This window comes from Aquimarina sp. Aq78 (genome assembly GCF_900299525.1).
Lineage (GTDB): Bacteria > Bacteroidota > Bacteroidia > Flavobacteriales > Flavobacteriaceae > Aquimarina.
In genome coordinates, this window is record NZ_OMKA01000003.1 from 288,371 (window position 1) to 307,416 (window position 19,046).

Consider the following 19,046-nt stretch of genomic DNA (forward strand, 5'->3'; position numbering starts at 1 on the left):
TCCATTAAAAAATACACTTCGGTCATAAATATTTTAAAAAGATCAGTTTCCTAATGATCTTTACACTATAAATTAAAAACTAAACCATCATGAAAACAATAATTATTATACTTGCTTTTTTTACCATTACAGCAACCAATGCCCAATCATCATATGAAAAAGGAATGACTAAAGCTTTTGAATTATGGGGAGATAAAAACCCAGATGAGGCTATTAACCTTTTTGAACGTATTGCTAAAGCTGAAAAAGAAAACTGGCTACCGTATTACTATGCTGCCCAAGTTCATATTATTACAACTTTTAGTATAAAAGATGCAGAAGCTATAGAATCCAGATTAAAAAAGGCTCAGGATTACCTTAATGAAGCAAAAACATATGCGAGTGACAATGCCGAAATACTAATTATGGAAGCATTACTTAACACAGCATATGTTGCATACAATCCCTCGGTATACGGGATGACATTGTCTGCCAAAGTTGAACAATTATATCAAAAAGCAAAGGTATTAGAACCCAAAAATCCCAGAGCGACTTTATACCATGCCGAATGGAAAATGGGAGGTGCAAAATTCTTTGGTAAAGACCCAAAAGCTTTTTGTCCTGAGATAGAAAAAGCTATCTTGTATTTTGAAAACGAATCCCATGATATTCCATTCTACCCAAAATGGGGTAAAGATCAGGTAAAACGTGTTCAGGAAAATTGTAAAGGATAATTTTTAAAAGTAAAAATTCACCCTTGATCATATTAAAATAAAAAAGAGGTGTACATGAATGATTTAAAAAGAATAGCCATTGTTTCCCTAGTGGTCTCTGTGATAGTTGCATTGGTAGCTTTATTAGTAAATGGTTTTAATTTTGACCGAATCCTTACTGTAAAATGGTGGACTATTGCCTATATGTATTGTTTCATTCTAACCTACCTAAACTCTCTTTATTTCACTATTTTAAATAATAAATTTGAATGGAAAAACAAAGGGCTACAAAGGGTTTTAATTGGAGCCGGAGGTTCTATCATCATAACAATGGTAGGGTATGCAATATGTCAGTTTGTTGTTGCTGTAGTCATACTTAAAACCCAAACAAGCTCAGAGTTTATTGCGGATCAGTCTTTTAAAGATTACCTGTTTCCATTATTACTAACAGTTATTATTTCTCTATTCTTTCATACGGTATACTTTTATAAAGCATTACAGGAGAAAAAAGTTACCGAGCAAAAGATTATAGCGGGAACTGTTTCTGCAAAGTTTGCAGCATTAAAGAATCAATTAGATCCTCATTTTTTGTTTAACAGCCTTAATGTATTGACCTCTCTAATTGAGGAAAATCCAAAAATGGCACAAAAATTTACAACATCATTATCAAAAGTATATCGATATGTTTTAGAGCAAAAAGATAAAGAATTGGTCACTGTGGACGAAGAATTAAAATTTGCTCGAACCTATATGACCTTAATACAATTACGCTTTGAAGACAGTATTATTTTTGAGATTCCTGAGCAAGCATTAAATCCTGAAGCCAGAGTAGTACCATTATCATTACAAATTTTACTTGAGAATACTGTAAAACACAATATAGTGATGCCAGAGAACCCTCTGCATATCAAAATCTATGAAAAAGATAATTTTCTAATCGTTGAAAATAATCTTCAACCTAAAGAAGTCATAAAACAAAGCAGTGGTGTAGGCTTAGGAAATGTACAACAACGATACGCACTATTAACGAAAAGAAAATTTTCGGTGTATAAAACGGAAGAGGCATTTATTGCAGAGCTTCCAATATTAACAAAACAAATAAAATCAGCAGATATGACAATTTCAGAAAATATAGAACACACAAAAAGCATAAAATATAAAAGAGCAAAAGAACGTGTACAAAAGATCAAAGAATTTTATGGCAACCTGATTTCTTATGTAATCGTTATCCCTTGCCTGGCTGTACTAAATTACAAAACAACAGGATTTGGTATTCCCTGGGTTATATTTCCTATTGTGGGTTGGGGTATCGGGCTCATCTTTCATTATTCAGAAGCTTATGGATATCACCCAGTATTAGGAAAGGATTGGGAAGAGAAAAAAATTAGAAAATATATGAACGAATCAAATGACAGCTACCATGAATGATTATAACGAAGAAAAAGCTTACGAAAAAGCAAAGAAAAGACTTGATGAAGAAAAAGGATTCTATTCTCACCTTGCTGTATATATTGTAATCAATATTGCTCTATTGTTTTTCATGTCTAACTTAATAACATTTATTGACGCTAATAATGATGACCCAGGCTTTAGAAACTGGAAATTCTGGAATACCATTTTAACTCCAGTAATATGGGGAATTGCATTGTTAGGTCATGGATTATGGGTATTTAGAGAAAGGTTCTTTCTGAAAAAATTCTTTAAAAAATCTATTTTCAGCAAAGATTGGGAAGAACGTAAAATCAAAGAATTTATGGACAAGGATAAGTTTTAATTTCTTTTTAAAACAATATCAATAAACTTAAAAACTAATTATCATGAAAGATTTCAATAAAGAAAAAAGATATGAACGGGCAAAAGAGCGAGTAGAAGAATTAAAAAAATTCTATAATAATTTATTCTCTTATGTTATCGTTATTGGGTTTCTTGCCGGATTAAATTATTATCAAAACGAATGGCATTATGCCTGGTTTTTATGGGCTGCATTCGGTTGGGGAATTGGTTTAGCTTTTCATGCAGTCAAAGCTTATAGAATAAACCCTATGTTTGATAAAGACTGGGAAGAACGTAAGATTAGAGAATATATGGACGAGGAACAAGGCCCGGAACAACAACGTTGGGAATAAAAATGATAACTATAAAAGTGTGAAATCAGGAGTGATACGCACTAGGCATAAATTCTTTACCTTTTTAAAACTTTAAAACTATCTAACTTTAAAAGAATGAACATTATAATTATTGAAGATGAAAAACCTGCTGCCAGACGTCTAAACAGAATGCTTGGTGAACTAAATATAAAAGTACATACCATGTTACATTCTGTGCGAGAATCTATAGAATGGTTTAGTACTAATGAACATCCGGATCTAATTTTTCTGGATATTCAATTAAGTGATGGTTTATCTTTTGAAATATTTGATGCAATCACTATAAAAAGCTCAATTATATTTACCACTGCTTATGACGAATATGCTCTTAAAGCTTTTAAGCTAAATAGTATCGATTATCTTTTAAAACCAATAGACGACGAAGAGTTAGAAGTTGCTGTAAAAAAATACAAGGAACAATTACCACAAAAACAACAGCTTCAGGTAGATTTTGAAGATATCAAAAAGCTGTTAATAAACCCTATGGATCGCACGTATAAAAAGCGATTCACGACAAAGGTAGGACAACATCTTAAAATATTTTCGGTAGAAGATATCGAATGTTTTTATTCTGAAAATAAAGGAACATATTTGCATACAACAGATAATAGAAACTATCTGATCGATACGACTCTAGAGTCTCTTGAAGACGAATTAAATCCACAGCAATTTTTTAGAGCAAGCAGAAAGTTCTACATCAACATAAATGCGATACAAGATATTATATCCTATACCAATTCAAGATTACAAATAAAACTTAATCATTTTAGCGAACAAGAAATTATCGTAGCAAGAGAGCGTGTAAAGGATTTTAAGATGTGGTTAGAATGATAGAGACTAAGAGTAGTATTTATTCTTGGTTTAATTATTGTCTGTCATCAGAAATCCACATATTGATCTATCAATCTGTCCTGGCAAAGGCATCAGTATCATTATCTACCTCACCAGGAGAACATTTTGTTTTTAAATATTTTGTGAAACAAAAGGTAATCCACTAAATTATTTCTTGGTTAATTAAAGAAACAACCATATTATATTCTATACCTCTTTTCATTTTTGATCCTTATGAGTATGTGATATAAATATTCTGGAAAAATAAAAGTATTACTTACTTTTGATAATACACACTCTATCATAATGACAACCCACTATAAACCTTTATTAGGCAAATACCTTATTTTTCCTTTATTTATTCTTGTATTCAACTCCTTTTGTGTTTCTGGTCAAGAAAATGATATTCAAGATGCTATAGCATATATTAAACAAGCTGGGTTATTTTACAACAATGAAGATTATGAAAAAAGCATGTCCTATTATGATAAAGCGGAACAAATAGTTAAAAAAGCGCACCATGACTCCTTATTATCTATTATATATGCTAGAAAAGGTCATATACATCTTAGAGATGGAAAAAATAAAGATGCACTTGACGCCTATTCAAAAGCATTAGATATTACAGAACAGACAGGGCACAAAGAAATTGAAATTAAAGCTAATTCGGGACTCATTGTTATTCTCAAAAGAATGAACAGATTGGACAAATCTCTAAAAATCGCACATCACTCACTTAAATTAATTCCGAATACTAATTTTTATAGAAAAGGAGCTCACGCTAGTATTTTGATTCTTACTAGTGAAGTGTATTTAGATAGAGAACAATATGATTCTACATTATACTATATAGAAAAAGGGCTAGATATAAGCAAAGAGCTGGGGTATAAAGAGGCTATTTTGGATTTATACATAAAAAAAGGAATGGTATATTATTATCAAAAAAAATATGATACATCCTTAGATTTTTTATTTAAAGCAAAAGGCATTCTGTCCCAACAAGAAATTAACAACAAAACCTACCCCATAATCAACACCAATTATTTCATTGCAAGTTGTTATTATCAGCAAGAATTTTATGATAAAGCGATTAACGTATTAACGAATAGTATAAACAACTTTGCAGAAAATGATTCCCTAAAACCTCCAGCGATTAGGTCTCATTTGCTACTAGCTCATTGTTACAATGAAAAAAAAGAACATGAAAAAGCAAATCTGTGGAGTAACAGATATGTTAAATTAAATGAATCTTATCAAAAAGATAAGGATCAAACAGTGGATATTATTCATGAAAAAGAGACTAATAGACTTCAAAAACAAATAGTAACCCTTAAAACAAAACAAACCAAAGATAAGCAAGCTAAAAACCTAATATTCTGGATTCTTTTAATCACATTAATGATGCTTACCTGTATCGTTTTTATGTACATCAAAAAACAACGATCCAATAAAGCTTTGTTTAATAAATTAATGAAAGAAATTAACAATTTAGAATCTATTAAACAAATCACGGCTAATAAGAAAGAATCGCCCAAAGAAATTATTATTGATGATCAGAAAATCAACGAAATTATTAAAGGCTTAGAAAAACTAGAAGCTCAAGAATACTTTTTAAAGTCTGAATGTAATTTACGATCCATGGCAAAAAAGTTAAAAACCAATGCCACGTATTTATCCAAAATAATAAACATTCACAAAGAAAAAAACTTTACCGATTATATCAATGACCTTAGAATTGAATATGTTCTAAAAAGATTAAAAGATGACAAAAAATTCAGGTCATTTTCTATTCAATCTATTGCTGCAGAAATTGGATATAAAAGTAGCTACTCGCTGGTGAAACATTTTAAAGCAAAAACAGGCATCAATCCGTCCTATTATATTAAGAGTTTGGATAAGCAATATTTAGACTCAGAAATTAGTATATAACTCATGGCTATTTTAAACAATTTAGCCATAAGTAATTATTATAAGCTCTTAAAATAAAATATATTTCTAACGAAATACATTTTTCTTAATTCTTATATACTTAAGAAAAAGGCTTATAAATAACTAAATCATCCTAAGAATGAAAAAAGACGGAACACAAAAAATCAATCTCAAAAAGTTAACAATAGCAAGGATCAACTTAGGTTCTATGAAAAAAATAGAAGGAGGATCCAGTGTTTTAACCAGTGACATTGCAGAAGTAAACGGAGTGATTATCGATTATTGTTATAACGAAAAATAAATATTACTTTTTCAAAATATTTATTACCCTGCTAATGTGCAGGGTTTTTTTATGGCTATTTTGTTTAAAATGGTCATACTTCATTTTTAATACCCCTAATTGCTACATACTTTAGTTTCAGAATCAAAACTATCCACAGTGATTAATTTTGATAAAGGGGGCAGCCGAAAACCTTATCTATAGAGTAGGTAATTAAAACTTATCATCATGTTTAATAACATTTTAGATTTAAAAGGAGCAACTCAATTAAGTAAAAACGAACAACAAACAATCAAAGCTGGTACATACTATGGTGATCAATGTCTTAGCCTTTGTGGTGGTCATTGTTCTTTTGGGCGTTGTTATGAGCAGTTAGACTAAATATTATTTCCCTAAGGTTAATCCTTAGGGACTTTTTTGTTGTATTTCTAATTTAAAACATTAAAAATGATTCATAAAATTTTAAAAGTAAACGGAGTTACGGTACTTAAAAAACAACATCAGAAATTGATTCACGGTGGTGCTTATGGATGTCAAAATGTAGCAAGAAGATGTATAGAGGATAGCGATTGCTGTTCAGGAAGTTGTGGAGTAGAAAGAATTATCAACGGAAACGTAGTTATACTTTCTATATGTTCATTTACCTGAATACCAGGTTCTATTTTTTGAACAACCTATAATGACAAAAAAACAAGATGTCATCAGGATAATAGACAGAAAACTGCAACTGTCTTAAAATGTTTGCTGTCATAATAAAAACAAATAATTTCTAACAAAATGAAAAAAATAATGCAATTAAAAGGAGCTCAAGTTTTAAATAAAAAAGAGCAAAAATCTATTAATGGAGGTAACACAGGTATGCGTTGCTATAGTCATGATGATTGTAGTGTTTTAAATTCGATACCTGGCTTTGAGCATGAAGAATTCTTTTGCTTTTGGGGAATGTGCCAAATAGCATAACAGATTTTTTTTATACGTACTAGGTTAACTTTAAAAAGTCAAAAGATCGAATGATCTCTTGGCTTTTTTTGAATGAGGGAGGGTAATAAAATGTACTAAAGAGATTAATACTCCCACTGTCTTTTCTTATTTAACTCCTCCTCGGCTTCTAATTCTTCCTTCGGAATTACTTTAAGAAAAGAAGGGTGTTGTTCTATGGCATACTCTAATTTACTAACGATATCGTCAATAGAATCATTTTCATAGTCTATATCCAGTGGCTCTTTTACAACCATAGATTGCAATATTCCCCGTTTTTTAATTCGAATACCTTTTTTATCAAAAGATCTTCTAAAACCATCTATTACAATAGGGATTACAATTGGTTTATATTTTCTGATAATATGAGCAGTTCCTTTGCGAATAGGCTTAAAAGGTTTTGTTGTTCCCTGCGGAAATGTAATCACCCACCCATCATCTAATGCTCTTGAAATATTGGTAATATCGCTCATTTTTACCTGGCGATTCACATCTTTTCCTTTCTCTCTCCAGGTACGCTCTACAGTTATAGCTCCTGCATATGCTAGAATTCTTGCTAACAATCCAGCTCTCATCGTCTCTTTTGCAGCAACGTAATATAAATTCATTTTTGGTTGCCACAGATACCCTACATTTTTAATAGAATCTGTACGACCACTTAAACTTGCATTAAAGACATGAAACATTGCTACTACATCAGCAAAATAGGTCTGATGATTAGAAACAAATAACACATTATTATCTGGAAGGTTTTTAAAAATTTCACTTCCTTCAATTTGTAATTCATTAAAACCTCTATAACGACTATGCGTTAACCCACCCATAATACGGATAAGCCATTTTTTAAAAAATAATATATGTCCAAATGGATTTCTTTTAAATAATCCCATATGTAGAAAACCGGTTGTATTAGGAATGCCAAATATACAAAATCATAACGCTATTGACGTCTTTAAAAGCATTTTAAGCTCACTTAACATCATTGCAGTTGCTCCCCAGACAACGTAACCGTTTAGTTCAAAGGAAGGTACCTCTATATTCTTTGCATAAGAAGTCGTTAATTTTTTAAAAACTACATTATCTTCATTAAGAAGTTCTGTTAGCGGAACCTCAATAACTTTTGCAACTTCTTCTTTCTGGCGAACAAAATTGGGTCTTCTTTCAGAAAACCCTAAAAACGGATGTACCCAAAAATTAGAAGGAGGTATATATACTTTTGTAAGGGACTTAAGAATCGTAACCGTATTGGGCTGTACTCCTACTTCTTCATGAGTTTCGCGTAATGCGGTCTCTGTATAGTCTACATCATAAGTCTCTACTTTTCCTCCTGGCAATGCTATCTGTCCCGAATGAACTCCTTCATATTCGGGTCGTAAAATCAGTACAAGATGAGTTATAGCATCCTTTGGGTAAAAAAGCATCATCACTGCAGCATTTCGAGGATTCTTCTCTTCAATTTTAAGATGATTTAATGCTTTCATACGAGCTTCTGGAGCCATAATAAAATGGGAAGATTCTCCCGGTACTGACATTTTTTCTATTTTTGGGATTAAATTTTTAAATGTTTCAAATGTCATTTACCAAATCAATTTTATGCTTTTGCGTATCTATTTTCATATTCTCTAGTTGTGAAGATACACATTCTAAGAAAAATAAACAGGATGTAAAAACAAATACAGATTCAATTTCTGTAAATGATAAAAAGGAAAAAACGAATACTACTACAACACAGGGAAAAAAGAAATTGGATAGCAAAAACAAAGACTCTGAAGAAGAGCCATTTAGACTAACTAATGATAGTCTAGAGGAATTCCTGACTAATTATGGTAAAGAAAATCCAGAGACATTGGTTAATATAAAAACCATATATGGTGATATCCATATCAAATTATATAAAAAAACACCTATACATAGAGCAAATTTTATTTATCTGGTAAAACAGAAATATTTTGATGAAACTTTTTTCTATCGTGTAGCCAAAGGTTTTGTAATCCAGGGAGGTAATAGTGATCGTCAACAAATGGCAAACAAACGTCATGAAATTGGAGACTATACCATTCCGCAGGAGCCCGTAAAAGGTTTGAGGCACACCAGAGGTGCTGTTGCCCTATCCAAACAATGGGTAGATAATCCATCAAATCGCTCCACACCATTCGAATTCTTTATTGTAATTGCTAAAAACGGAGCTTTTCACCTGGATGGAGAACATACGATTTTCGGAAAAGTTGTAAAAGGAATGGATGTGGCTGATAAAATCTCTAATGTTCCTACAGATGGTAGCGAATGGCCAAAAGAAAATATTTTTATAAAAGCTGAAGTGATTAAGTAATACTGGTTATTGTATAAAACAAAGAAAAAAGCGGACCTAAGTCCGCTTATAAAATTTAGCATGGCGCAGCAATAGTTTCACATTGACATGTATTATGTGTTCCCACAGCCCACTTTACGCGTTCTTTATATGGTCCCATAGGGTGAGCTAACCCTCCTTTTACCTGTGCAATGGTCTTCTTGTTTAATTCTAATTTTTTAAAATTCATTTTTTTCATGTTATAAAAGTTTTATGATTTATACCATTATATCAACAAGGAAAAAAATTGTTACCCCAAAAAAGAAACTATTTTTATAAAAACCGAAGAGAAGGAATAAAACAAAGAAGAAAGTTGTTTTGTAGTATTTAGGATTATTTAAAACCTAAAAGATTCTGATCTACACCTATTTTTGGTTATTGAAAAGAAAAAAGCCCTTTGAAAGGGCTTTTTAAAATAAATTTTAAGTACTTCTCTTATGATTATTGCTCGTTGGCATTATCATCTTAGAAAGCAGGTCCACAACCACTATAATCCAGACACTTTACAAACTTTTCATCATTTGTAGGGTGTTGTTCATCGCACGCACCAAATATTACACTACAATCTGTTCTCATTCTTCCACCTGATATATTTTTTAGGCTACCTCTAGTTAGTGATTTAACACCATTAATTTCTAAAATAGATTTTAACATGATTATTGTTTTAAGAATTAATTTGTCTGTATTTTTTTTTAAGTCGCTTACGACTTTACGACTATTTTCGCGAAAATATTTTATAACATCATAAAATGTTATGTCCAATAAAGGTAATGCAACAGTACACTTTATTGAAAGGTGTAGTACTTAACATTTATAAATTTTAAGGTATCAATTTATAAATGTTACCTTCTATTTTTATTGCATCCTTATTGGTAATTCAATGCAAAAAAAATGGTAGCTAGAAAAAGAAACTATTTTTATAAAAGCAGAGGGGATAAAAAAACAGCTAGTGTGTTTTAAGGGTTTTATTTCTGATACCAGCTATTAAAAGATTATAGTTTCTGCGTATAGTAATTGTAATCGGCTATTACTCGATCTACAAACTGTAATGGTTTTTCTTGTGGAGTAACATCCATTAAAGCACTTACTTTTTTAGAAAGTTCCAGAATAATATTATGATCTGCATCTCGCCTGGCTTCTGTATAAATAGTTTTTATTTTACGAATCTCTGCATCACTAAAAACAGTAACCTGAGGATACATGGCTACATAATCCTCGGGAATATCGACTAATATGGTCTGATTAAATCGTACACGTTGCCGCTCACTAATCACAGTAGTACCTGCTGCCATATCTCCAAGGCGTTGTCCTTTGCCGTTTAACAAAATAGAAACAACCGCAACACCTCCAAATGCCAAAGTAATATCTAATAAACGAAGCAGCCATCGTACCAGATAATTCGAAAAAGCTGGTCTTGCACCATCCATACGAGCCACTTTTATTTTCATCGTTGCTTTACCAGGAGTTTTACCATCCCAAAATGTTTCCCATACTATAAAATATAAGAATGGAGGTAAACTTAAAATTAACCAAAAAGCCCACTCGTCTCCATAATCAAGACTTAATGCCCCAATCATAAATATAGCTATGATAAAATAAGCTATGATAATCAAAAGATCAATAAGATACGCTAGAATACGCTCTCCTATCCCAGCAGCATTTTGCTGTATACTAACATTTTGAGCAGTTTCTATTTGAAAATTATCCATTAATTATGTTTCTTTGAGCCTCTTAATCTTCGATACATGCGTGAGGCGGCTTTTGTGAGGCAAAATAAAGATAAATGGTTAAAATTTGAAAGTGTTCTGGTTAATAATACTCAAATAACTCCAGATGAGCTATCTAATTTATATATAGAGATAACTGATCACCTTAGTTATGCTCAGACATTTTACCCTAATAGTCAAACTCTTAACTACTTAAATGGCTTAGCATCCAGTGCCCATCAAAAAATCTATAAAACAAAAAAAGAGAAAAAAAACCGATTGTATTCTTTTTGGGTTAAAGAATTCCCTTTAGAGTTCTATCAATATCAAAAACACTTACTAATCGCATTCCTGATTTCTGCTTTATTTACAGCTATCGGAGCGTACTCTTCTGCGACAGACGGAGCTTTTGTAAGATCAATATTAGGTGATGCATATGTAAATATGACCTTAGAAAATATTGCTAATGCAGATCCCATGGCAGTATATAAACAAATGGGAGAAACCAATATGTTTTTGGGAATTACTTTAAACAATATAAAAGTAGCTCTTAATTGCTTTATTCTAGGAGTAATGTTCGGGATAGGTACCATATATATGCTCATGCAAAATTTTATAATGCTAGGTTCTTTTCAGTATTTCTTCTACGAGAAAGGATTACTTTGGGAAAGTGCTCGCACGATATGGATTCATGGTACTATTGAAATCTCTGTAATTATTATTGCAGGATGTGCAGGCCTGGTTGTAGGAAATTCTATTTTATTTCCAAAAACATATACTCGACTTACTTCTTTTATTAGAGGAATTAAAGCAGGGTTAAAAATTGTGATTAGCACGATTCCATTTTTTATAGTAGCAGGGTTTTTAGAAGGTTTTGTGACCAGACATACAGAAATGCCGGATTGGCTAGCTATTGTAATCATATGTGGGTCGCTAGCTCTAATCTTATTTTATTACGTAATTTACCCAAGACAACTTTACAACAGACAAAAAAATGAATAATAATTACATAGAGTTTAAGAAAAAAAGAGAGTTAGGAGATATCCTAACAGATACTTTTGCTTTTATAAGAGAAAATGGTAAATCATTGATATCTGTTTTATTAAAAACATCAGGTATCGCTTTTGTATTACTTTTACTTGCTTCTGGGTATTATACTTATTCTTCTGCTAATATTTTTGATCCGGTGAGCATTCGAAATGGAGAGATGCTAAATTCGGGAGCGCTTATTATTGCTCTTTTTGCAATGCTAGCAACATTACTCGTATTTTATGCATTACTTTTCGGAACCGTTTTACATTATATTAAAAACTATATAAATAACAAAGGTAGTGTTGACCAGGGAGTTGTAGTACAGGGAGTAAAAAAAGATTTCGGAAATATTATCGGATTAGGAATACTTTCGGGATTGATTACTTTTTTTGGTTTCATGCTTTGTGCAATTCCAGGTATCTATTTATATGTCCCTATGAGTTTGGTTTTTTCAATTCTGGTATTTCGTAACACCAGTATTTCTGATGCTATAAATGATAGTTTCCTACTTGTGAAAAACGAATGGTGGATTACCTTTGCTACACTTTTTGTTATCGCGATAATTATAGGGATTATAAGTATGGTATTTTCTATTCCGGCAGTAATCTATACATTTACAAAAACATTTACTGCAGCTTCAGAAGGGTCTTTGGCCGATCCATCTACTATGGTTGATTGGGTTTTTATAGTCTTAAATACGCTATCATCGGCAGTTCAATATATATTATATATTATCACCGCAATTTCTACTGCATTTATATATTATAATTTGAATGAAAGAAAACACGCTACAGGCGCTTTAGAACAAATTGACTCTTTAGGTAAATCAGAATAAATTGAAAATTCTTTACTACGTCTTATTTTTTGTACCACTCTTCTTATCGGCAAGGGTTCAGGACAGTACTGCTATATCTGCTCCCCAGGAGTTAGTTTATGATCTCGATTCTAAGCAAAAAGCACCACAGTTTGATAACCCGAAAATGGAGGAGTTTAAAACACAAGATGATTTTGATTATACCGAATATCAGGAACCTGATAACTGGTGGACGCAATTTAAAAATTGGGTGACTCAACTCTGGCATCGGTTTATCTCGTGGTTATTCGGCACAGAAGAAGTAACCGGATTCTGGGCTGTAGTTTTTAGATTACTACCCTATCTCTTAGTTATAGGTGTATTATTTCTATTAGGTTGGTTATTTATGAAAGTAAATCCTGCAGATATGCTTCTCGAAAAGCAACTTGCTCCACAGGTAGAGCTTACAGAAGACGAAGATATTATTCAAAATCAGGATATCCAACAGCTCATTAATCAGGCCTTAGAGCATAAAAATTATAGATTAGCAATTCGGTATTATTACTTGTTTGTATTAAAAAAATTATCTGATGTAGAACTCATTCAATGGGAAGCTCAAAAAACAAATACCGATTATATAAAAGAATTAACAGATGATTCGGTACAACATCAATTTAAATCTATCACCAAGTTATATGATTTTATCTGGTATGGAAGCTTTGAGGTTAATGAAAAGTTATATCTGAAAGCTGAAAAAGAGTTTACTTCTATAACCCATCTTATCCAACGTTAATGTGATGACTAAAAGTTCTAAAATATTAATCATCATCATTATAGGAGCCATTGGTTTACTCACCTATATAGAAGCTAGTGAGCCCGAACCTGTAAACTGGTATCCAAGTTATGCCAAAACAGATAAAATTCCCTTGGGTTCTTTTGTTTCCTACAATTTAATAAAAGAGTCTTTTGATACTCAAGAGTTACAGGATATAAACCAACCACCTTATGAATTTCTCAAGGATAATGATAGTGTATCAGGAACATATTTTTTTATTAATGGATCAATAAGTTTTGATAAAAATGAGCTACATACAATATTAAAATGGGTCGAAAGAGGGAATACTTTATTTGTTTCAGCAAAAACTATAGAAAATCGATTATTAGACACTCTTAATATTGAGACAGATAATCTTATATCTATTGATAAAATATCTACTAAACCACTTGTAGAGTTGGTTAATAAAGAGCTTAAAACACAGTCACCTTTTTTATATAATCAAGATATTTACAATCCTTATTTCAATGAATTAGATACTGTAAATGCTACTATCTTAGGGGTTTCACAGTTATATAATGATACATTAAAGATCAAAGATCCAAAAGTAAACTACATACAACAATCTTTTGGCAATGGAAAAATTCTATTACACACCTTTCCCGAAGCTTTTGGGAATTATTTTATGCTAAAAGACAAGAATTATCTATATACTCAAAACCTTTTGGCATATATAAATCCCAATCAAAAAATACTATGGGATAATTATTATAAATCGGGAAAGACATTTTATACCTCTCCCCTTTTCTTACTTTTAAATAATCGCTATCTCAAATGGGCATACTACTTTGTTCTTATTGGAGTAGTCCTTTTTGTAATTTTTGAAGGAAAACGAAAACAACGTAGTATTCCGATTATAGAGCCTTTAAAAAATCAGACTTTATCTTTTACAAAGACCATTAGCGGAATGTATTTTGAAAAAGGAAAACATAAAGAAATAGCAACTAAGCAAAACCTGTTATTTTTGGATTATGTTCGTAACGTGCTTAGAATTCCTACAAATGAACTAAATGAAAAAACAATAGTCGATATTGCAGCCAGAAGCAACAATAGTATAGAGGATACCAAAATAATATTTAAATATTTTGATGAACTCAATAAAAAAGTAAAAATTGAAAAAGAAGATTTATTAAAACTTTATCAATTAATCAACATATTCAAAAGTCGATCTTAAAAAACGATATATCATTTAAACGAAGTATAAATGGAAAACGAAGAAATTAAAAACAATATAAATCCAGAACAATCCCCTGAAACAGAATCTCAAGAGCAAAATCTGAGTTTTGAGAACAGGATTGATCTTAGTGAATTACAACAATCTGTAGAAAAACTAAAGGCAGAATTGGCAAAAGTAATCGTTGGACAGCAGGATTTTATCGAGCTATTAATTGTTTCCTTGTTGTCTAACGGTCATGTTTTAATCGAAGGAGTCCCTGGGATCGCAAAAACGGTGACTGCCAAATTATTCGCAAAAACGTTAAAGACTGGTTTTAACCGAATCCAATTTACTCCTGATCTTATGCCAAGTGATGTATTAGGAACTTCTGTACTTAATATGAAAACAAGTGACTTTGAATTTAAAAAAGGGCCTATTTTTTCTAATATGGTTCTCATCGATGAGATTAATCGTGCTCCTGCCAAAACTCAAGCAGCCTTGTTTGAAGTGATGGAAGAAAAGCAAGTAACTATAGATGGTATTCGATATCCTATGGATCCTCCTTTTATGGTATTGGCAACTCAAAATCCTGTAGAACAAGAAGGGACTTATGCTTTACCAGAAGCACAACTGGATCGATTTTTATTTAAAATCAAAGTAGATTACCCTACTTTTGAAGACGAAGTAAATATCCTAAAGACCCATCATGTTAGAAAAACAACAAAGCCTTTAGAAATGGTTGATCCTGTGATTACTCCGAAACAATTACTAGAATTTAAAGCAAAAACACAAGATGTAATCATTGAAGAAAAAATTCTGGGGTATATTGCCGAGATTGTAACCAAAACCAGAACACATCCTCATTTATATTTAGGAGGTTCTCCACGTGCATCAATTGCTGTTATGAATGCCTCAAAAGCTTTTGCTGCAATTAACGGGAGAGATTTTGTAACACCAGAGGATATAAAAAAATCACTTTTTCCTGTGTTACGCCATCGTTTAATCTTATCACCAGAACGTGAAATGGAAGGAATGACAACAGAAAATGTTATTGAAATGATATTGCAATCTGTAGAAATACCCCGTTAGTTTTGATCCAATTTTTAAAATCACTATATCTAAGTTCCAGAGTGTTTTATATATTCACTCTAATATCAGTATTGTTTTTATTATCATACTGGTTTACTTCAATATACCCTATTGTCTGGTTATTGGTATGGGGATTAATGATTGTTTTTCTGTTTGATATTGTGGCTTTATATAATACTCAAAATGGAGTTCATGCCAATAGAATTTTGCCCGATAAATTTTCGAATAGCGATTTTAATGCTGTTCCGGTAAGAATAAAAAGTAATTACAAGTTCACTACTAATGTAGAGATTATCGATGAGATCCCTGTACAATTTCAAAAACGTGATTTCCTCAAAAAAGGAAGTATCTCTCCTAAGTCTATTTTAGATTTTGAATACTCATTACGCCCTGTAAAACGAGGAGAGTATGTCTTTGGAAACCTATATGTGTACGCCATGACCAGGATAGGTCTTGCAAAACGTCGTTATAGTTTTGATAAAGCTGCAATGGTAAAAGTATATCCTTCTTTTATCCAAATGAAAAAGTATGATTTTTTGGCTATTGATAATAAGTTAACCCAAATAGGACTTAAAAAAATACGCCGTATTGGGCACACTATGGAGTTTGAGCAAATCAAAGAATATGTAACCGGTGATGATGTTCGTACCATTAACTGGAAAGCTTCTGCAAAACATGGTAATTTGATGATCAATCAATTTCAGGATGAGAAATCTCAACCTATATATTCTATAATCGATGCTAGTCGTGTTATGAAAATGCCATTTAAAGGATTGAGTCTTCTGGATTATGCTGTTAACAGTACGCTGGCTTTTTCTAATATTGCCTTAAAAAAACATGATAAGGTAGGGATGTTATCTTTTTCTAATACAGTAAATGATTTTTTGCCGTCTAGCGGAAAGAAAACATACATTAACAATATTTCTGAAACACTTTATAATGTCAAAACCCAGTTTCTTGATTCTGATTATGGATTATTATATACTCATGTTAAACGACAAATAAACCATAGAAGTTTACTCCTGTTATATACTAATTTTGAGCACATATCATCTTTAAAAAGACAACTTCCATATTTACAGGCATTAGCAAAAAAACATGTACTGGTAGTCATCTTCTTTCAGAATACAGAACTTGATCATCTTATCCAACAAAATGCAGAAGACCTACAAACTATTTATGATCAAACTATTGCGCAACAATTTGCATATGATAAAAAAGTAATGGTAAAAGAGCTACAAAAACATGGGATACAAACTGTGTTAACTACCCCAGAAAATCTTACTGTTAATACCATTAACAAATACTTGGAAATTAAAGCCAGGGGGTTATTATAATGTTTCCAATGGTTTCTTGAATATCATCATATCATTGGATTTAGCATGTAAACCCAAAACTCTAGATAATCAACATATTACATACCCTATATTTAAGATTTAGTTTTTGGATACAAATAGGAAAAATATACGAAAAAGAAAGCATCTGTTCTTTTAATGGAAAATAAAAATAATGCAAACCAAAGTTCGCTTTATATAAGACTTTACTAAAAGTTACGTAACAATTCATTACACTTAAAAATTTAAAATTGATTATTCTTTTTCATTACATATTTCACACTTGTGTTAATGAGTTTATCCAATAAATTTTCTTCAAAACATCTTACGTGTAGTATATCACAAAATTCTTCGTAGCCAATTTTGAAAACATAAAAAATCATAATTTTAACTCAAATAAAAAATGCTCCTGATTTCCCAGAAGCATTTTAGATAATTGAAATTACATAATGTAATTATTTAAACTCAATTAATTCTTACCACCACCAGGATGAAGCATTAATATTATCTCCACCCATAGCAGCAGAGGCTTGCTCGTAGTTACTCGCATTTACAGATTGTTCTAAACTTGGGTACCTCAATCGTATAGGAACCATATCATTATTAAGATTGCCTGATCCCGCCTTGATAAAAGATGGTTTACCTGTTCTTTTCCAATCAAACCAAGGTTCTACTCCGGTATGATAAAGTGCTAACCATTTTTGTTCATATAATCTATCTGTACTATTATCATATGGCACTGCTGTTGTAAGAAAGTCAACAGGTATGGTTACTCCCCATTGATCAAAAGAGGACTGTACAGCTATATCATAATAACCTTTTGCTGTACCAGCAGAAATCATAGTCTTTTCTTTGGCTTCTGCTAAAATAAAATTCAACTCACTATACGTCATAAATATTCCTTGGATTCTCTCTGCTTCTTCAAAGAACTCTACTGCTTTTCTACTAAAATCTGCAGGACGCCCTATTTCTCCCAGTGGTTGTCCTGGTATTATTCCTAGTGTTCGATCGTCGGTTCCTTCCTTAGGGTTTATCCATAAGTTTAAACGAGGGTCATTATTAGTGTCTAACAATCCTAAAAAATGAGCTGTTGGTATACGTAAAAAGTATTCATAATCTCTTCCTCCTCCTGCTTGAGATACGTTAGATACATCAGGAACAACTCCGCTATATTTATATATAGCATTATCATCATTTGAAGTAAATACAGGATATGTATCTGGATTATTTATAATACTATTCATATCTGAGCTTACATTTTGTACTCCGGATATTCTCATTAACAAACGTAAACGTAACGAATTTGCAAACTTTTTCCATTTACCTAAATCCCCATTGTATACAATATCTCCTTTAATAGTTTCTGAAACATCAGCAATAGTATTTGCTTCTTCTAACTTTGAGAATATAGCTGCATAAATATCTTCTTGTTTATCATAAACAGGAGTAGTGATTCCTTCAATTGTTCTATTAGCTTCTGTCATAGGTGCGTCGCCATATGCATCTGTGATAACACTGTAAATATATGCTTCTAGAATTAAAGCAATAGCTTTATAATTTTCATTATTATTCTCTTCTGCAATTACTTTTAAATCACTAATATCCTGCAATATCCTATACATTGGGGACCAGAATCTATCATCTGCCTGCCAACGATATATATCGATATCATTAAATTCATAATTCCCTGTATATTGCCCTATAACATCTCCAAAACCGTAAGTTTGATTCACTGTAATATTTGACAAATCAAACAAAACTGTAGGTAGCAATAAGTTTTCGCTTGCTGTTACTGGATCATTTGGATTGGTATTCAACTCTTCGAACTGATCTGTACAAGCTCCTAGAATAATCAGAGTTAATAAATAAACTATTTTTTTCATGATTATGTTACTTT

23 protein-coding genes are annotated in these 19,046 nt (G+C 31.6%); 17 read left to right on the forward strand and 6 right to left on the reverse strand.

The annotated features are described in order from the left end of the window. The first annotated feature begins 89 nt into the window (after window positions 1-89). The 10 genes from DG435_RS06250 to DG435_RS06285 all read left to right on the forward strand — a co-directional run bounded on the left by DG435_RS06250 (window position 90) and on the right by DG435_RS06285 (window position 6,839). On the forward strand, window positions 90-713 hold the full coding sequence (locus DG435_RS06250; protein ID WP_106793322.1) for a hypothetical protein: 624 nt from the start codon (window positions 90-92) through the stop codon (window positions 711-713). Window positions 714-767: 54 nt separating this feature from the next. Further along, window positions 768-2,120: a 2TM domain-containing protein gene (locus DG435_RS06255; protein WP_106793321.1), complete on the forward strand. Its 1,353-nt coding sequence runs from the start codon at window positions 768-770 to the stop codon at window positions 2,118-2,120. Beyond that, window positions 2,113-2,466, forward strand: coding sequence for a 2TM domain-containing protein (locus tag DG435_RS06260; protein ID WP_106793320.1), 354 nt, complete (start codon window positions 2,113-2,115; stop codon window positions 2,464-2,466). Before DG435_RS06255 ends, DG435_RS06260 begins: the two co-directional genes overlap by 8 nt. Before the next feature lie 43 nt (window positions 2,467-2,509). Continuing rightward, window positions 2,510-2,818: a 2TM domain-containing protein gene (locus DG435_RS06265; RefSeq protein WP_024770247.1), complete on the forward strand. Its 309-nt coding sequence runs from the start codon at window positions 2,510-2,512 to the stop codon at window positions 2,816-2,818. Between the two features lie 96 nt (window positions 2,819-2,914). Continuing rightward, the gene (locus DG435_RS06270; protein WP_106793319.1) at window positions 2,915-3,670 is read left to right on the forward strand and encodes a LytTR family DNA-binding domain-containing protein; all 756 of its coding nucleotides are present in this window, start codon (window positions 2,915-2,917) and stop codon (window positions 3,668-3,670) included. Between the two features lie 306 nt (window positions 3,671-3,976). Next, the gene (locus DG435_RS06275; protein ID WP_106793318.1) at window positions 3,977-5,599 is read left to right on the forward strand and encodes an AraC family transcriptional regulator; all 1,623 of its coding nucleotides are present in this window, start codon (window positions 3,977-3,979) and stop codon (window positions 5,597-5,599) included. A gap of 139 nt (window positions 5,600-5,738) precedes the next feature. Beyond that, window positions 5,739-5,900, forward strand: coding sequence for a hypothetical protein (locus DG435_RS25465; protein ID WP_159025638.1), 162 nt, complete (start codon window positions 5,739-5,741; stop codon window positions 5,898-5,900). A 207-nt stretch (window positions 5,901-6,107) separates the two neighbouring features. Next, window positions 6,108-6,260, forward strand: coding sequence for a hypothetical protein (locus DG435_RS25470; RefSeq protein ID WP_159025637.1), 153 nt, complete (start codon window positions 6,108-6,110; stop codon window positions 6,258-6,260). Between the two features lie 66 nt (window positions 6,261-6,326). Then, window positions 6,327-6,527, forward strand: coding sequence for a hypothetical protein (locus DG435_RS06280; protein WP_106793317.1), 201 nt, complete (start codon window positions 6,327-6,329; stop codon window positions 6,525-6,527). 129 nt (window positions 6,528-6,656) lie between these two features. After that, a complete protein-coding gene (locus DG435_RS06285; RefSeq protein WP_106793316.1) occupies window positions 6,657-6,839 on the forward strand; it encodes a hypothetical protein in 183 nt (60 codons plus the stop codon). Between the two features lie 104 nt (window positions 6,840-6,943). On the opposite strand, the gene DG435_RS06290 is transcribed toward DG435_RS06285, so the two are convergent. Then, entirely contained in the window at window positions 6,944-7,747 is an 804-nt protein-coding gene (locus tag DG435_RS06290; RefSeq protein WP_024770250.1) for a 1-acyl-sn-glycerol-3-phosphate acyltransferase, read from the reverse strand. Window positions 7,748-7,789: 42 nt separating this feature from the next. Then, complete coding sequence (locus tag DG435_RS06295) at window positions 7,790-8,389, reverse strand: CoA pyrophosphatase (protein ID WP_234387128.1); 600 nt, start codon at window positions 8,387-8,389, stop codon at window positions 7,790-7,792. A 38-nt stretch (window positions 8,390-8,427) separates the two neighbouring features. On the opposite strand from DG435_RS06295, the gene DG435_RS06300 reads away from it, so the two are divergent. Continuing rightward, entirely contained in the window at window positions 8,428-9,186 is a 759-nt protein-coding gene (locus DG435_RS06300; RefSeq protein ID WP_106793315.1) for a peptidylprolyl isomerase, read from the forward strand. A gap of 55 nt (window positions 9,187-9,241) precedes the next feature. On the opposite strand, the gene DG435_RS25475 is transcribed toward DG435_RS06300, so the two are convergent. From DG435_RS25475 to DG435_RS06310, 3 genes are all read right to left on the reverse strand, one after another. Then, window positions 9,242-9,403, reverse strand: a complete 162-nt coding sequence (locus DG435_RS25475; RefSeq protein WP_158237238.1) for a hypothetical protein — start codon at window positions 9,401-9,403, stop codon at window positions 9,242-9,244. A 266-nt stretch (window positions 9,404-9,669) separates the two neighbouring features. Beyond that, window positions 9,670-9,858 carry a hypothetical protein gene (locus DG435_RS25480; protein WP_159025636.1) on the reverse strand — a complete coding sequence of 63 codons (189 nt, stop codon included), beginning with the start codon at window positions 9,856-9,858 and terminating at the stop codon, window positions 9,670-9,672. A 338-nt stretch (window positions 9,859-10,196) separates the two neighbouring features. After that, complete coding sequence (locus DG435_RS06310; RefSeq protein WP_106793313.1) at window positions 10,197-10,913, reverse strand: RDD family protein; 717 nt, start codon at window positions 10,911-10,913, stop codon at window positions 10,197-10,199. Between the two features lie 36 nt (window positions 10,914-10,949). On the opposite strand from DG435_RS06310, the gene DG435_RS06315 reads away from it, so the two are divergent. Genes DG435_RS06315 through DG435_RS06340 form a run of 6 tightly spaced genes read left to right on the forward strand, consistent with a single transcriptional unit; the run spans window position 10,950 to window position 17,152 of the window. Next, a complete protein-coding gene (locus DG435_RS06315) occupies window positions 10,950-11,912 on the forward strand; it encodes a stage II sporulation protein M (RefSeq protein ID WP_106793312.1) in 963 nt (320 codons plus the stop codon). Further along, complete coding sequence (locus DG435_RS06320) at window positions 11,905-12,777, forward strand: hypothetical protein (RefSeq protein WP_106793311.1); 873 nt, start codon at window positions 11,905-11,907, stop codon at window positions 12,775-12,777. Before DG435_RS06315 ends, DG435_RS06320 begins: the two co-directional genes overlap by 8 nt. Before the next feature lies 1 nt (window position 12,778). Next, window positions 12,779-13,528, forward strand: a complete 750-nt coding sequence (locus DG435_RS06325; protein WP_106793310.1) for a DUF4129 domain-containing protein — start codon at window positions 12,779-12,781, stop codon at window positions 13,526-13,528. Window positions 13,529-13,532: 4 nt separating this feature from the next. Continuing rightward, entirely contained in the window at window positions 13,533-14,744 is a 1,212-nt protein-coding gene (locus tag DG435_RS06330; RefSeq protein ID WP_106793309.1) for a DUF4350 domain-containing protein, read from the forward strand. A gap of 30 nt (window positions 14,745-14,774) precedes the next feature. Continuing rightward, entirely contained in the window at window positions 14,775-15,815 is a 1,041-nt protein-coding gene (locus DG435_RS06335; protein ID WP_106793308.1) for a MoxR family ATPase, read from the forward strand. A 5-nt stretch (window positions 15,816-15,820) separates the two neighbouring features. After that, complete coding sequence (locus DG435_RS06340) at window positions 15,821-17,152, forward strand: DUF58 domain-containing protein (protein WP_106793359.1); 1,332 nt, start codon at window positions 15,821-15,823, stop codon at window positions 17,150-17,152. Window positions 17,153-17,625: 473 nt separating this feature from the next. On the opposite strand, the gene DG435_RS06345 is transcribed toward DG435_RS06340, so the two are convergent. Next, entirely contained in the window at window positions 17,626-19,032 is a 1,407-nt protein-coding gene (locus DG435_RS06345) for a SusD/RagB family nutrient-binding outer membrane lipoprotein (protein ID WP_106793307.1), read from the reverse strand. Window positions 19,033-19,046 lie beyond the last annotated feature (14 nt).